Raw genomic sequence first — 14,906 nt, 5'->3', positions numbered from 1 at the left:
TGGGAGTATTGCCGCCTCAGCGACTCCAGTCCTGCTTCGCCGCCCTGACCAGCTTGTCCTTCAGCTCCCGGGTGTGCCGCCGACTCACCGGCAGCTCGGTGGAGTCGACCACCACCACGTAGCCGGAGTTGACCAGGCGCAGCTCTGCGATCAACTTCAACTGCACCAGGTACGACCGGTGCACCCGCACGAAGCCGGCATCCGCCCACCGCTCGGCGAGCGTGGCCAGTGAGACCCGCACCAGGTGCGACCCCTCGGCGGTGTGCAGCCGGGCGTAGTCACCCTGCGCCTCCACCCACCGCACCGCCGAGCGGGGCAGCATCCGGGTCGTACCGGCCAGCTCGATCGGAATGGTCGGGTCCTCCTCGGCCCGGGCCAGTGCCGCCGGATGCGACGGCACCACCCGCGACCCGATCACCCGCCGCAGCGACTCGGCCAGCCGCTCGGCGCGTACCGGTTTGCGCACGTAGTCCGTGGCGCCCAGGTCGAAGGCGTCCACCGCGCCATCGTCGTACGCGGTGACGAAGACGATCGCCGGCGGCCGAGCGAACCGTCGCAGCACCCGTGCCAGCTCCATGCCGTCCAGGCCGGGCATCCGGATGTCCAGGAAGACCACGTCCACGTCACCGTCGCGGAGCAGTCGCAGCGCCTCGGTGGCGTCCCCGGCGGTGTGCAGGCGGGCCACCCGGGGGTCGGCCCGCAGGTGGTACGCCAACTCGTCGAGCGCGGGCGGCTCGTCGTCCACCGCCAGCACCCGGAGGAACCCGGTAGTCACGAACCGGCCCGTACGCCCGGGTGGAACTTCGGCACCCGCACGCTCACCCGCGTGCCGGACCCCAGCCCGGTCTCCACGACCAGACCGAACCGGTCACCGAAGACCGAGCGCAGCCGCTCGTCGACGTTCGAGAGGCCGACGTGCTGGCCCGTGTCGTCACCCGGGTCGCCGGTGCTGCGGGCCAGCTCGGCGATGCCGGCGGTCAGCGCGGTCGGATCCATACCCACCCCGTCGTCCTCCACCGTGATGTGGCATTCGGCGCCCGCGTCCCGGGCCTCGATGCTCACCATGCCCGTGCCCGGCTTGCGGGACAACCCGTGCCGGACGGCGTTCTCCACCAACGGCTGGAGACACAGGAACGGCAGTGTCACCGGCAGTACCTCCGGCGCGATCTGCAACCGCACCTGCAACCGGTCGCCGAAGCGGGCCCGCTCGATCGTCAGATACCGGTCGATCGACCGCAGCTCCTCGGCGAGGGTGGTGAACTCCCCGTGCGCCCGGAACGAGTACCTCGTGAACTCCGCGAACTCCAGGATCAACTCCCGGGCGCGCTCCGGATCGGTGCGGACGAACGAGCCGATCGCGGTCAACGCGTTGTAGATGAAGTGCGGGCTGATCTGTGCCCGCAACGCCCGGATCTCAGCCCGAGCCAGCCGCTCCCGGGAGGAGTCCAGCTCAGCCAGGGCGAGCTGGTTGCCGGCCCAGTGCGCGGTCTCCAGGGTCGCCTGCACCAGCCCCGGCTCCGGCGCGTTGTCGGCGATCGCCACCAGCGCCCCGACCACCCGGGCGTCAGCGCCGTGCAGGGGCGCGACCACCGCACCCCGGACGGGGCAGTCCACCCGATCGCAGCGCAGGTCGGACTCCCCGAGCACAGTCGAACGCCCAGAGGTGATGGATCGCTGGGCCGCCGCCAGCAGTTGCTCGCCGTGGTGCGTGCCGCGTCCGTCGAGGGCGAGCACCTCGTCGGCGTCCGTGAGCGCCAGCCCGACCGCACCCACCAGGGCCCGCAGATGGCGTACGGCCTTCGCCGCCCCCGCCGCGCTCAGTCCCGCCCGAAGCGGCTCGGCGGCCAGGCCGGCGGTGTGCAGCACCTCGTAGGTGGCCCGCTGGGTGGCGGTGGCGATGCCGCGCCGGGCGCGTAGTCGCAGCACCGCCAGCAGGGCCGCGGTCAGCGCGGTGACCAGCGAGACGACGCCGATGACGGCGGAGAGGTTGCCACCCACGCAGCGATCCTGACGGCTCGCCGCGTTCCGCGCTAGTACGCGCCCTTGCGGGCGAGCACCACACCGACGGTGCGCCACAGGATGCTCAGGTCGTACGCCAGCGACCAGTTGTCGACGTAGTAGAGGTCCAGCCGGACCGCCTCGTCCCACGACAGGTCGGAGCGGCCGGAGACCTGCCACAGCCCGGTCATGCCCGGGCGCACCAGCAGGCGGCGTCGTACGTCGCCCAGGAAGTCGCCGTCGTCGGCCGGCAGCGGGCGTGGCCCGACCAGCGACATCTCACCCCAGAGCACGTTGATCAACTGCGGCAGCTCGTCCAGCGACGAGGCCCGCAGGAAGCGACCCACCGGAAAGACCCGGGGATCCTGCTTCATCTTGAACAGCATGCCGTCGGTCTCGTTCTGGTCGGTGAGGCTGGCCAGCCGGTCCTCGGCGTCGACGTACATCGTCCGGAACTTCCACACCCGGAACGTGCGCCCCTCGTGCCCCACCCGAGGCTGGCGGAAGAAGACCGGCCCGGGGTCGGAGATCCGGATCGCCACCGCGATCGAGATGAAGAGCGGGACCAGCAGCAGCAGGCCGAGGCCGGCGGCGACCCGGTCCATCAGGTTCTTGGCCAGCAGCGCCGGCCCGGAGAGCGTCGGCTCCTCGACGTGCAGCAGCGGCAGACCCTCGATCGGCCGGATGTGCACGCGCGGGCCGGCGATGTCGGTCAGCTGCGGGGCGACCACCAGATCAACCCCGGAGCCTTCGAGCTGCCAGGCCAGTCGGCGCAGCTCACCGGGCTCCGCGCTGGCCGACCCACAGACCGCGATGGTGTCCCCACCGACCTCACGGACCAGGGCCAGGACGTCGCGGCCGGCATGCACCGGCACCGGCGTGGGCACCCCGCGGGCCGCCGCGTAACCGTCGGTGATGTGGATGGCGACCGGCATCAGCCCGGCGGCGGGACTACGGGTGACCGCCGCGTAGACCTCCAGGCACTCCGGCAGGGTGCCGACCAGCACCATCCGGTGCGCGGCCTGACCGGCGCGCCGACGGATGTAGTGCAGCGCCCAGCGGGCCACGAATCGGCCCCACAGGATCAGGAGCAGCGCTCCGAGCAACGCCGTGCCGACCGTCCACCGCGACAGCGCGGTCTTGGTGGCGAAGGCGAGGAAGGAGACGCTGGCCGCGACCGTGACGGCGGCCCGGATCACCCGCTTGAACTCGTCCGGGCCGAGCCCCAGATAGCGCCGGTCGTACGCCCGGTTGCTCCAGAGGATGACCATCCAGCCGAGGGGGAGCAGCAGGTAGGAGATGGTGTGGAACCAGGTCGGGTCCTGGTTGGTGCCGGAGAAACCGGAGGCGGCCTGGTCGAAGAGTTGGATCGCGATCCAACTGGCGAACGCCGCCGCGCCGAAGTCGAGGAGCAGCAGGATCGCGGTGTAGGGGCGGTGCCACCGGGAGACGCGGCGTCGCGCCCTGGCCCACGCCGACCGAGGGACGCCGTTGTGTGACGGCGGCGTCGGCGGCTGGATCTCGAAGCTGTCGACGTGCCGCACGAGTCTGCTCCGGCCTTCGTTGGATACCGGGCGCTGGAGGCTTGCCGTCACCTCACCCATGTCCTCCCGCATGACACGTGCCGCTCACTCGCAGTGAGGGCCCGGGTCGCCCACCGTCCCAGTCTCCCACGCGGGTCCCAACCGGTCGCCGCCCCGCAGGAGATTGGCGACCGCTGGTGTCGGCGGGATCTGGCCGGCTCCGCACCATTTCAGAAGCCGGGGACCGGGCCACTATACCGATGGATGTGCGTGTGGCGAGAACGGTGGACGGGAGGTTCGACTCACTCGGGTCGATTCCGCTCCGTAGTCGCCATGTGGGGTTACTCACCGTACGAGACGGGACAACCGTCGGTCAGCAAGCGGCTTGCCGCCCGTCTGACACGTCGCGCAGTACTGCAGGCTCGAATCGGCGAACGAGACCTCTCGGACGGTGTCCCCACAGACCGGGCAGGGCAGCCCGGTGCGGGCGTGCACCTTCAGCCCGGACCGCTTCTCCCCCTTCAGTTCCGCCGCGCGCTGACCGAGGGACCGCTGAACCGCGTCGCCGAGCACCTGGCGGGTCGCCGCGTGCAGGGTGGCGAACTGGGCGTCCGTGAGCCGGTCGGTGATCGCGAACGGAGAGAGCTTCGCGGTGTGCAGGATCTCGTCGGAGTACGCGTTGCCCACCCCGGACAGCACCGACTGGTCGGTCAACACCCCCTTGACCTGCCCGCGCCGGCTGCGCAGCCGCTCGACGAAGGTGGGCAGGTCGGCGGCGAGCGCGTCCGGGCCCAGCTTGGCCACCCCGGGCACTGTCGCCGGATCGGTGACCAGATATGCGGCCAGCTTCTTCTGCGTACCGGCCTCGGTGAGGTCGAAGCCGGAGCCGTCGTCGAGCCGGACCCGGACGGCGATCGGACCCTTGCCCGGGCGCAGCGGCGTTGAGGACGGGAACGCCTCCCGGTAGTGCAGCCAGCCCGCGCGCGCCAGGTGCACCACGAGATGCAGGTCACCCTCGATGACGACATCGAGGAACTTGCCGTGCCGACGGGCGTCGACCACCGTCCGCCCGGCGACTGCGGAGGGTGCCGGGTCGTACGTCTTCAGGGCGCTGATCGCGGCGATCTCCAGCCGGTCGACACGCCGCCTCACCGCGCGCTGCCGCAGGTAACCCGCGAGCGCTTCAACCTCCGGTAGTTCGGGCACCAGCCAACGGTAGCCTTCTTTCCCGTGAGAATCGTGGTGGCGCACAACCGGTACCGGGAAGCCCAGCCCTCCGGCGAGAACACGATCGTCGACTCGGAGATCGCCCAGCTCACGGCCGCTGGGGTCGAGGTGCTGCCCTTCATCCGCAGCTCGGACGAGATCCCGTCGATGTCGAAGGCCGCCAAGGCGCTGCTGCCGATCTCACCGATCTGGGCGCCTCGTGCCCAGCAGGACCTGGGCCGGCTGCTCACCGAGCACCGGCCGGACGTTCTGCACCTGCACAACCCGTACCCCCTGATCTCGCCCTGGGTGGTGCGGACCGCGCACCGGCACGGTGTGCCGGTGGTGCAGACGGTGCACAACTACCGGCAGGTCTGCTCCTCGGGGATCTACTTCCGGGACGGCGTGATCTGCCAGGACTGCAAGGGTCGGGCGCTGGGCGTGCCAGCGATCAGGCACCGGTGCTACCGCGACTCGGCGGCGCAGAGCGCGCTGATGGCGACCACCCTGGCCGTGCACCGGGGCACCTGGCGGTCGGTGGACCGGTACGTCGCGCTCACCTCGGCGATCGCCGACCACCTCCACGACTACGGCATTCCGGACGAACGCATCGTGGTAAAGCCGAACTCCGTACCCGATCCGGGTCGGCCCGCGCCGCTCGGTGACGGCTTCCTCTACATGGCCCGGCTCTCGCCCGAGAAGGGTGTCGACCTGCTGCTGGATGCCTGGCGTCGCCATCCGGTGGGCACCCTGGGCACGCTGCGCGTGGCCGGAGACGGTGAGCTGCGCCCGCTGGTCGAGGCCGCCGCCGCCGAGCGACCCGACGTGCTCTACCTCGGTCAGCTCGACCGTGCCGGGGTACGCGCCGCGGTCGAGGCGAGCGCGGTGGTGATCGCGGCCTCGATGTGGCACGACGTGCTGCCCACCGTGATCATCGAGGCGTTGGCCAGCGGTCGGCCGGTGCTCGGCACCGCGTTGGGCGGCATCCCGTACCTCGTGGGTGCGGACGCCCCGCACGAGCCCGCCGGCACCGGCCCGGCCGAGACCGCTTCCGCCGTCGCCGGGCAGGGGCCGATACCGCTGCCAACCGGCGTGGTCACCGGCACCGCTGGCTGGGTGGTGCCGCCGGAGCCGGCGGCGCTGGCCGCTGCGCTCCCGGTCGCGCGGGCCGGTGCCGCCGCGCTCTCCGCGCGGGCCCGCCTGCGGTACGAGCAGACTTTCCACCCCGACGTGGTCACGAAGCGCCTCCTCGGCGTCTATGCCGGGCTTTCCCCCGTTGCCTGATCTTGCGCTTCGCGGGGATCAGCGGCGGCGAAGATGACGTTTCGGGCGGCGATCGACACCGGGCAGTGCCTGGTCCGACAAACCCGACAGCTCCGGCCCAGGGCATTGGCTCAATTGCCAACGGTCCTGGGCCGGAATCAGGGTACGACCGCACAGGGCCGTGTCACTCGCAGGTGGACTGCTTCGGGTCGCACGAGAGAGCAGCGGCGGAGGCCATGTCATTCATGTCCACAAAGGTCCCCCCCGAATGCGGCCGGAGGTAGACGTACTTCCCCGGGGAAGCACCGCCGACGTTCTCGTACACGGACAGGTAGAAGTCGGTATCGTTCACCACGGACGAGGCAGAGTCATTCAGATTCTTACCGTTGGTGTACAGCAACTTCCTGAAGTCCAAGACCGCATTGGGATAACCGCCCCCACGGCGCGGGCTGAGCGTGGCGAGGACCGCCACACTGCCTGTTCCGCCGTTGTGCTCGTAGAAGCAGACCTCGCCACGTTGGCACTGGTACGCCGCCTGAGCGGGCGCAGCGGCCACCAATGTGCCGGCAGTAGCCACCACCGCCGCGACAAGGCTCCCCAGGACTCGGTTCCGCTTCATCAAATCCTCCTGTGATTCTCGACAGCTCACACACGTGCAGCTGCCACTCAAAGATGAAGCATCCCGGTAGATAGATTCTGTAGCATTTCTTGATCCACTTAGGACAGAGTCGCGTCGTGGCCGCGGTCGGCCCGACGTACCGCCGGCCGGACGTCTCCTGTCACCGGCAAGCGGGTGTTCGATCCTGGTGGACACCGTGTCCACCGTCGCGCCACAGGGTTCTCACAGGGAGGCGCGGGCGGAGAAGGCGATGCTGGCGAGCAGGAAACCGCCGTTGACAATGGTGAACGCGACAAGCACCCAGAGGACGAGCGCGGGGGCCACGGCCAGCACCAGGGCGGCCACGAAGACGACCGCGCCGTAGTCGCGGACCAGCTTCACGAGGCGTACGGGCAGCGAGGTCGAGGTGACCATGCTGGCGGCGTTCGGACCGGCCTGCATGACCGAGGTGACCAGGTTGACCATCCAGGTACCCGCGAAGGTGGCCACCAGCCAGGTCGGGGTGGACGGCTCCTGCGCTACGGCGGTGGCGGCGAGCGCCGCCACCAGGGCGATCTGCGCGGCCACGTCGCAGAGGATGTCGATCCGCGCGCCGGCCGGGCTGCCCTGGCCGGTGACCCGGGCGAGCTGCCCGTCGGCGCAGTCCAGGGAGTACGCGACCTGCCAACCGACGAGCGCGATCAGGCCGACCACCCAGGCCGGTACGTCCCCGGCGGCGACCGGCCCGGCGAGCGCGACCACGGAGATCGATGTGGCCAGCCCGAGCACCAGGTTGGTGAGGGTCAGCGCGGTCGGGCGCAGCCCGAGGCGTTGCGCGACCAGCGCGAAGACCGCGCCGAGCCACTGGCTGATCGACTCGCTGAACAGGCCGCCGCCCCGGTTGACGCGGTGGAAGTCGGCGATGGTGGGACGGGGGTCAGCCAAGCTGGTCGCGGATTGCACCGGCGTAGTCTGCCAGCCGCTCCCGCGTCTCGGTAGGCGACAGGGCGAGGTGCTCGAGGATCGTGTAGCGGTCCGGGCGGGTACGCGGCGCGAACTGCACCGCCTCGACGAACTGGTCGTCGGTGAGCGCCACCTCGGCGGGAAGCCGAGGCAGGCCGTGCCGGGCCAGACAGGCGGACATCTCGGCGAAGCGGCGCAGGTCACCGCGCAGCCAGGTACAGAACAGCGCACCCAACCCGGCCAGTTCGCCGTGCGAGGCGGTGCCCGGGAAGAGCGAGTCGACCGCGTGCATGATCTCGTGGCAGCCGCCGCTGCACGGCCGGCTGGTGCCGTCGACGGCCATCGCCAGGCCGCTGGAGATCAACGCCTCGGCGAGGACGGTGACGAACGCGTCGTCGCTCATGTCGCCGGGGTGGTGGAGCACCGCCTCGGCGCCCGCTCGGGAGAGCGAGGCGGCCAGCCCGTCGACCGGCTCGCCGCGTACCTGCCGAGACAGCTCCCAGTCGGCGAGCGCGCTGATGTTGCTGATCACGTCGCCGATGCCGGCCCGGTTGTGGCGATCCGGACCGCTCTCGACGAAGTCGAGGTCGACGATCACCGCGATCGGGATGTGCACCCCGTAGGAGCCCTTGATCCCGTCGGTGATGAGGCTGGCGACCGGGGAGCCGATCCCGTCGTTGGCGAGGCTTGTCGCCACCGACACCATCGGCAGCCCTCGTCGGGTGGCCGCGTACTTCGCGACGTCGATGGTCTTGCCGCCGCCGATGCCGACGACGGCATCGTACGAGCGGGCCCGGAGCTTGCCGCCGAGATCGTCGGCGGCGTCCAGGGTCGCCCCGGCGACGGTGAACACGTCGGCGGACCGCAGGGAGGGCCGGATCAGGTCCGCGATCTGGGCACCCTGACCGGGGCCGACCACCACCGCCACGTCGCCCCCGGCGGAGATCCGCCCGTCGGCCAGGATCGCGGCCAGGTCGGCGACCGCCCCGCGTCGCACGTCGATGTGCAGTGGGGTGAGGACGCTCCGCGCTAGTAGCGGCACGCGATCTCCCGCGCGCGGGCCAGGTCGGCGTGGTTGTCGACCTCGACCCACGGGACGTCGCCGATCGGCGCGGCCCGCACCTCCCCGCCCCGGTCGGCGAACTCCTGGTAACCGTCCTCGTAGTAGAGGTTCGGGTCCCGCCGCCAGGTCGCCTCCAGCGCGTCGGCGAGGGCGCCGGCGACCTGCGGCTCGATGAGCGTCGCGCCGATGTACTCCCCGTACGCCTCGCCCGGGTCCATGATCTTGGTGATGCGGGTGAGCTGGCCGGCGGCGTCGAAGGTGGTCTTCATCTCCTCCTCGGCCAGCGCCTTGAGGGTGTCAACCGCGAGCAGGATGCCCGGGCCGCGCTCGGCGAGCAGGGTCTTCTCGATGCTCACCGGGTGCACGGTGTCGCCGTTGACCAGCAGCACCCCCCGGGCGAAGTACTCCCGGGCCAGCCAGAGCGAGTAGGCGTTGTTCCACTCCTCGGCCTTGTCGTTGTGCACCAGGGTGAGCGTGACCCCGTACTTCTTCTCCAGGTCGGCCTGGCGGGAGACGACCGCGTCCGCCGCGTAGCCGACCACGATCACGATGTCGGTGAGCCCGACCTCGGCGAGGTTGCCCAGCGCGATGTCCAGGATCGTGGTCTCGCCGTCCACCGGCACCAACGCCTTGGGCAGGGTGTCGGTGTACGGGCGCAGCCGGCGTCCTGCTCCGGCCGCGAGCACCATTCCGATCATCGCGAGATCCTCCCTCGTCCTGCTCCTGTCACCGGTGGAGGATAGCCCCGGGCGGGCCGGCGACTCCGGCCAACCGGTCAGCCCGGTAGGGCCGCCAGGTCGGCCAGCATGGTCAACCGCTCCTCGGCGGAGAGCACGGCGTACGGGCCGGCGGCCCGACGGTCGGTCTCCAGCTCGATGGCGAGCCGCTCGGGGCCGGCGGGCAGGGCGGTGACGCTCGACCCGGTGTGTCCGGCGGCCGTCCAGGCGGCGGCGTGCGCGTCGGCACGGTGGTAGCGCAGCGTGCCGAGCCGGTTGAGCAGCAACACACCGGGCGGGATGCCGTCGGGCTCGTGCGGGGGCGCCATCGCGGTGAACGCCGGCCAGTCCCGGTCGTCGTCGGCGTCGACGAGCACCAGGGCGTACGTCAGCAGCCGGCCGAGGGCCGCGACGAGCCGCGCGACCCGTTCGTCGTGCCCCGCCCACAGCTCCTCGGTGACCTCGGCGTGCACCTGGTACAGCTCGCCGAGGAAGGTGGTGCCGCGCTCGGTGGCGGACAGTCGTCCGTCCGGGCGGCGGTGGATCGTGCCATACGCGACCTGCTTGTCCACCGTGCGACGAGTGACGACGGGGTCGCGGTAGCGCGTGATGGCGGCGAATCCGGGCTCGTCGACGGCACCGCCCGGCGCTGCCAGGCGGGTCCGCAGCTCGACCAGGAGACCCGTGGCGGCCGGTCCGCCGTACCGCTGGCTCAGCTCGGCGCCACCCCAGTCGTGGCCGGCGAGCATGCCGGCCCGGAAGACCCGGTCCACGGCCGGGGCGAGCAGCCCGGCGATCCGGTGCGGCGCAAGCTCGACGGTGTTCACCGACCGATCGACCGCAACGCGCCGGCGCAGCGCAGGGGCTCGGTGATCACGCCTCGACAGTAGCGAGCGCCGCCGCATCCCGACGATGTCCGGTCTTGTCCTGGAAACATCCACGGACGACCATGTCCGTACCGAATGCCACGGTCCCAAAGGGGTGATGCGTGATGCAGGTACGGGAAGCAATGTCCAGCCAGGTCCTCGTCGTCGGTCCGGAGCACACGCTCCGTCAGGCGGCCCGGATGATGTCGGCCCGCGGTGTCGGGTCGGCGGTCGTGATCGATCCCGAGTCCGAGGGGGTCGGCATCATGACCGAACGCGACGTGTTGAAGGCCATCGGCGCGGGTCTCGACTGCGACACCGAACGCACCGGCGCCCACCTCACCTGGGACGTCGTGTACGCGGCGCCGGAGTGGACGGTCGCCGAGGCGGCCGCCGCGATGGCCCGGGGTGGTTTCCGGCACCTGGTGGTGCTCGACGGCGGCGAGGTGGCCGGAGTGATCTCGGTGCGGGACATCATGCGCGTCTGGGCGGAGAGCCAGGTGGCCGCCGCGACCTGACCCGCGCAGGTGTGCCGGGCCGGATCGAAGGGTAAGGATCCCTCACGGGCGCGGAGGTGCCGTGGCCCGTGAGGGAGGGCCCGATGCGTGACGCGGAGCGCCTGATCGAGCAGCAGTACGCGATGCTCCTGCGGCGGGACGTGGCCCGACTGCCGGACCTGTACGCCCCGGAGGCGTTCTACTCCATGCCGGGTGTCACCGTCCGACCGATCGAGCTGCCCGCGCTGCTGCGGACCTGGACGGGGGCCTTTCCGGATCTGCGCATCGACCCGCTGGGCGTGGTGCGTACGTCCGGTGGCGCGGCCGTGGAGCTGCGCCTCAGCGGCACCCACACCGGCACGTTGCACTCGCCGTACGGCACCGTCTCTCCGACCGGCCGGTCGGTGAGCTGGGAGGTGGCCGACGTGGTCCGGGCGCGCCGGGGCAGGATCGTCGCCTGGCGCTCCTACTTCGACTGGAGTGCGCTCCTCGACTCGCTCGGCGTGCAGTTTGACGGTTTGTCCCGGGCGGCGCAGCACGACTCGCTCGCACTTCCGGTCTGATCTGCCGACGACCGGAGGGGGAACGTCACCCGTCCCGGTGGCTCAGGATGCGGACATCGCCGTGCCGTCGGCGCGTCCCCCGCCGCCGCCCGTACGCTCAATATCCATGACCGCCGAGCAGTTGATCTCCTTTGCCCGTGGGGCCCCCTCGCTGGACATCGTCGATGTCGAAGGGCTCAAGGCCGCCGCCGTACGTGCCTTCGACGCCGATCCCGCGGGGGTCACGGCGTATGGCACCTCCGTCGGCTACGTTCCGCTGCGCAAGTGGATCGCCGAGAAGCACGGGGTCGCGGCCGACCAGGTGCTGGTCACGAACGGGTCGCTCCAGGCCGACGCCTTCCTCTTCGACCACCTGATCCGCCCCGGCGACGCGGTGGTCGTCGAGCGTCCGACGTACGACCGCACGCTGCTCAACCTCCAGCGGATGGGCAGCGAACTGCACGGTGTCACCGTCCAGCCGGACGGCCTGGACACCGCCGAGCTGCGCAAGCTGCTGGAGTCGGGCGTGCGCCCACGGCTCGCCCACGTCATCCCGAACTACCAGAACCCGGCCGGCGTGACGCTGTCGCTGGACAAGCGCCGCGAGCTGCTCGACCTGGCCGCCGAGTACAACTTCACGATCTTCGAGGACGACCCGTACGCGGACATCCGCTTCCGGGGCGACGCGCTGCCGTCGATGCTCTCGATGGACACCCGCAACGTCGTCGTGCACGCGTCGAGCTTCACGAAGACGGTCTGTCCGGGTGTACGTGTCGGTTACCTGGTCGGTCCGGCGGATCTGATCGCCGATATCGCCAAGAACGCCACGAGCCTCTACATCTCGCCCGGCATGGTGTCGCAGGCGATCGTGCACCAGTTCTGTGTCTCCGGCGACATCGACCGCTCGATCGAGACCGTCCGGGCGGCGCTCGGCGAGCGGGCTCAGGTGCTCGCCGAGTCGTTGCGCCGGCACCTGCCGCAGGCCCGGTTCGTCGAGCCCGACGGCGGCTACTTCCTGTGGGTGGAGTTCCCCGAGGACGTGCTGGTGGATCGGCTCGCCCCGGCGGCGGCCGAGCGCGGCGTAGCCGTCGTCAAGGGCAGCGACTTCGTCGTCGACGGCGGGCGGCACGCCCTGCGGCTGGCCTTCTCGGCGGTGACGGCCGACCGGATCGACGAGGGTGTACGCCGGCTCGCCGAGGCCGTCGAGGCCAGCCGAAGCTGATCTTTCTGTCGGGTTTCCGACAGAAAGGCGATGCCGGCCGTCCCAGGGCTCCCCAGCGGGCGGCCGGCGGCCCCACAATGCTGCGAGCGTCATCCGTCAAGGTGTAGCGGGGGTCACCCCGACCACCTCCGGGTCACGCGTGCAGCACAACCCCCGCCCCCACGGGCGCCGGGTGGGCCGTGTCGTCCCTTCACCCCCCTGATGCGGCCCGGCCCGCCCGGCGCCGCACCCGCGACCGCCGTCACACCTGCCGGTGGCCACCATCGGCGTAGCCTGCAAGCCGCAGGCGAGCGCGGGGAGGTGTCGCGATGACGGATCGGGCAGAGCGGGGCCGGACGGCGCCGTTGAACACATCTCGGGTGCTGCGACCCCGAGCGTGGCCGTCCCCGGTCCGGGCGGTGACCCGGATGCTCAACGCCGACGGTTCCCCACCCACCCCGTCGTCCACCGGCACCGGGCGCAGCGGGGTGGTCGACTGTGCGCTCTACATCGACGGCAAGCGGCAGCCCGGCGACTGGACGTACGCCGAGGCACTGGAGGCCGCACGCCGCGAGGAACACGGCTTCGTCTGGATCGGGCTGCACCAGCCCGAGCTGGCCGAGATGACCGCCATCGCGGAGACGTACGGCCTGCACGAGCTGGCCGTCGAGGATGCCGTCAAGGCCGAGCAGCGGCCCAAGCTGGAGCGCTTCGGCGACGTCAGTTTCCTGGTGCTGCGCACTGCCCGCTACTGCGAGCACACCGAGCTGACCGAGACCTCCGAGGTGGTCGAGACCGGTCAGGTGATGCTCTTCATCGGCCCGAACTTCCTGATCAGTGTCCGGCACGGTGACGCCTGCCGGCTCTCCCCGGTCCGGGCGGACCTGGAGACCAAGCAGGAGCTGCTGCTCCAGGGCCCGTGGGCGGTGGCGTACGGGGTGACCGACCGGGTGGTCGACCTCTACCTCGAGGTGGCCGAACAGCTCGAGGACGACCTGGACCAGCTTGAGGCCGAGGTCTTCGACCGCAACAGTCACGGGCGCATCCAGCGGATCTACCAGATGAAGCGTGAGCTGGTGGAGTTCAAGCGGGCGGTGATCCCCTTGCAGCGGCCGCTGATGAACCTGACCTCGCAGGTCAACCGGGACGTACCCAAGGAGATCCGCAAGTACTTCCGGGACGTGCAGGACCACCTGAGCCGCACGGTCGAGCAGGTGAACTCCTACGACGACCTGCTGAACTCGATCCTCCAGGCGCGGCTGGCCCAGGTGTCCGTCGACCAGAACAACGACATGCGCAAGATCGCCGCGTGGGCGGCCATCGCCGCCGTCTGGACCTCGATCGCCGGCGTCGAGGGCATGAACTTCGAGAACATGCCCGAGCTGAAGATGATGTACGGCTATCCGGTGGCACTGGCCCTCATGCTCGGCGTCTCGCTGGCCCTCTACCGCTGGTTCCGCCGTAACGGCTGGCTCTGACCGGCCCGCACGGCGGGGTGCCGACACGGGCAGCGCACGGAAAGAGTGCTGGCGACACACGCAGGGCAGCGCGAAGAGCGCCGGCGCGCGGGGAAGGCCCGCGCTGCCGGCGCTCGGTGCGTCGCTGTCGGGGTCAGCGGCGGCCGTTGGTGCGGGCGGTGTCCTTGCCCAGGGCCTTGGTGAGGTCGTCGGCCGGGCGTCCCGAAACGTCCTTGGCGCCTTCGGCGACCGACGGGATCTTGTCGGTCGGGCGAACGCTGGTCTGCTTGGTCGCGGTGGCCGGGCCGGTGGTGCTGGCGCTGTCGCCGCCGGCCACCGCCGAGCTGCCCGCGCCGGTCATGCCGGAGATGGCGGACCCGTCCGATCCCTTGGTCGCCGCCGGGGTGCGCACCTCGATCGAGTCGACCTCGTTGCGCATCGGCTCCAGGGTGCGGGTCGGGTCGTACTCGGCCCACTCCTGCTGCTCGCGGCGGCGGCGCAGGGCGACGGCCCCGGCCAGGCCGGCGATGGCGCCTGCGGCCAGCAGGCCGGTCATCATCGAGCCGCGACGGCGAGGCTGCTTCTTCTTACCGGTGATCCGCATGGTCTTCGACTTGGCCTTCCTGGTCAGCGGCCCTGCCTGCGCGGCGCCGTCACGGGCCGCCGCGGCCAGCGGTGCCAGCGTGGTGAGTGTCGTCCCCCAACCGGTCGACGCACGGTCGCGCACCTTCACCGCGGCCGGCCCGACGTAGCCCCGAGCCACCTGGACCCGCGGGCCGACGGTCGCGCCCGCGCCCTTGGCGGCGTGGTTGGCTGCCTGCATCAGGTGGCTGATGCTCTGGTTCAGCTCTGCCTTGGCGAGCTGGCCCTGGGACTTACGCCGCCCGATTCCAAACACGGTCCTACCTCCTGGGAGTTGTTCCTTCGTCATCCTCCACCTTCGGATGCCTCCGCGATGCCAGATCGGGCACATGGGAGGATCCGCATGGAATTGACCAACAAGTGAGGAGTAC

The 14,906-nt window shown here is 71.0% G+C and carries 15 protein-coding genes; 5 read left to right on the top strand and 10 right to left on the bottom strand.

Going from position 1 to position 14,906, the window contains the following annotated elements; all coding sequences use genetic code 11:
- Positions 1-16: 16 nt before the first annotated feature.
- The 4 genes from ABZV06_RS06270 to ABZV06_RS06255 all read right to left on the bottom strand — a co-directional run bounded on the left by ABZV06_RS06270 (position 17) and on the right by ABZV06_RS06255 (position 4,727).
- A complete protein-coding gene (locus ABZV06_RS06270) occupies positions 17-775 on the bottom strand; it encodes a LytTR family DNA-binding domain-containing protein (RefSeq protein WP_053651534.1) in 759 nt (252 codons plus the stop codon).
- Positions 772-1,998, bottom strand: coding sequence for a histidine kinase (locus ABZV06_RS06265; protein ID WP_355240445.1), 1,227 nt, complete (start codon positions 1,996-1,998; stop codon positions 772-774). The genes ABZV06_RS06270 and ABZV06_RS06265 overlap by 4 nt, the downstream gene beginning before the upstream one ends.
- A 32-nt stretch (positions 1,999-2,030) precedes the next feature.
- Entirely contained in the window at positions 2,031-3,602 is a 1,572-nt protein-coding gene (locus ABZV06_RS06260; protein WP_355240705.1) for a sugar transferase, read from the bottom strand.
- 264 nt (positions 3,603-3,866) lie between these two features.
- The gene (locus ABZV06_RS06255; protein WP_355619093.1) at positions 3,867-4,727 is read right to left on the bottom strand and encodes a DNA-formamidopyrimidine glycosylase family protein; all 861 of its coding nucleotides are present in this window, start codon (positions 4,725-4,727) and stop codon (positions 3,867-3,869) included.
- A 24-nt stretch (positions 4,728-4,751) separates the two neighbouring features.
- Between ABZV06_RS06255 and ABZV06_RS06250 the strand changes: the two genes are divergently transcribed.
- Complete coding sequence (locus ABZV06_RS06250) at positions 4,752-6,011, top strand: glycosyltransferase (RefSeq protein WP_355240451.1); 1,260 nt, start codon at positions 4,752-4,754, stop codon at positions 6,009-6,011.
- 163 nt (positions 6,012-6,174) lie between these two features.
- Here ABZV06_RS06250 and ABZV06_RS06245 read toward each other — a convergent pair whose 3' ends face one another.
- The 5 genes from ABZV06_RS06245 to ABZV06_RS06225 all read right to left on the bottom strand — a co-directional run bounded on the left by ABZV06_RS06245 (position 6,175) and on the right by ABZV06_RS06225 (position 10,157).
- Entirely contained in the window at positions 6,175-6,609 is a 435-nt protein-coding gene (locus ABZV06_RS06245; RefSeq protein ID WP_355240454.1) for a peptidase inhibitor family I36 protein, read from the bottom strand.
- Positions 6,610-6,831: 222 nt separating this feature from the next.
- Positions 6,832-7,551: a CDP-alcohol phosphatidyltransferase family protein gene (locus ABZV06_RS06240; protein WP_355240457.1), complete on the bottom strand. Its 720-nt coding sequence runs from the start codon at positions 7,549-7,551 to the stop codon at positions 6,832-6,834.
- A complete protein-coding gene (locus ABZV06_RS06235) occupies positions 7,526-8,593 on the bottom strand; it encodes an iron-containing alcohol dehydrogenase family protein (protein WP_355240460.1) in 1,068 nt (355 codons plus the stop codon). The genes ABZV06_RS06240 and ABZV06_RS06235 overlap by 26 nt, the downstream gene beginning before the upstream one ends.
- Positions 8,581-9,312: a phosphocholine cytidylyltransferase family protein gene (locus ABZV06_RS06230; protein WP_355240463.1), complete on the bottom strand. Its 732-nt coding sequence runs from the start codon at positions 9,310-9,312 to the stop codon at positions 8,581-8,583. Before ABZV06_RS06230 ends, ABZV06_RS06235 begins: the two co-directional genes overlap by 13 nt.
- 77 nt (positions 9,313-9,389) lie before the next feature.
- A complete protein-coding gene (locus tag ABZV06_RS06225) occupies positions 9,390-10,157 on the bottom strand; it encodes a hypothetical protein (protein ID WP_355240466.1) in 768 nt (255 codons plus the stop codon).
- Positions 10,158-10,321: 164 nt separating this feature from the next.
- Here ABZV06_RS06225 and ABZV06_RS06220 point away from each other — a divergent pair, with 164 nt between their 5' ends.
- The 4 genes from ABZV06_RS06220 to corA all read left to right on the top strand — a co-directional run bounded on the left by ABZV06_RS06220 (position 10,322) and on the right by corA (position 13,914).
- Complete coding sequence (locus tag ABZV06_RS06220) at positions 10,322-10,714, top strand: CBS domain-containing protein (protein ID WP_355240708.1); 393 nt, start codon at positions 10,322-10,324, stop codon at positions 10,712-10,714.
- 83 nt (positions 10,715-10,797) lie between these two features.
- Complete coding sequence (locus ABZV06_RS06215; protein ID WP_355619090.1) at positions 10,798-11,256, top strand: ester cyclase; 459 nt, start codon at positions 10,798-10,800, stop codon at positions 11,254-11,256.
- Between the two features lie 106 nt (positions 11,257-11,362).
- Positions 11,363-12,457: a PLP-dependent aminotransferase family protein gene (locus tag ABZV06_RS06210; RefSeq protein WP_355619087.1), complete on the top strand. Its 1,095-nt coding sequence runs from the start codon at positions 11,363-11,365 to the stop codon at positions 12,455-12,457.
- A 308-nt stretch (positions 12,458-12,765) separates the two neighbouring features.
- A complete protein-coding gene (gene corA, locus ABZV06_RS06205; protein WP_355240475.1) occupies positions 12,766-13,914 on the top strand; it encodes a magnesium/cobalt transporter CorA in 1,149 nt (382 codons plus the stop codon).
- A 133-nt stretch (positions 13,915-14,047) separates the two neighbouring features.
- Here corA and ABZV06_RS06200 read toward each other — a convergent pair whose 3' ends face one another.
- On the bottom strand, positions 14,048-14,824 hold the full coding sequence (locus ABZV06_RS06200; protein ID WP_355240478.1) for a hypothetical protein: 777 nt from the start codon (positions 14,822-14,824) through the stop codon (positions 14,048-14,050).
- Positions 14,825-14,906 lie beyond the last annotated feature (82 nt).

It is taken from the genome of Micromonospora sp. NPDC005172 (assembly GCF_040608555.1).
Lineage (GTDB): Bacteria > Actinomycetota > Actinomycetes > Mycobacteriales > Micromonosporaceae > Micromonospora.
This window is presented reverse-complemented; position numbering and strand designations above follow the sequence as displayed.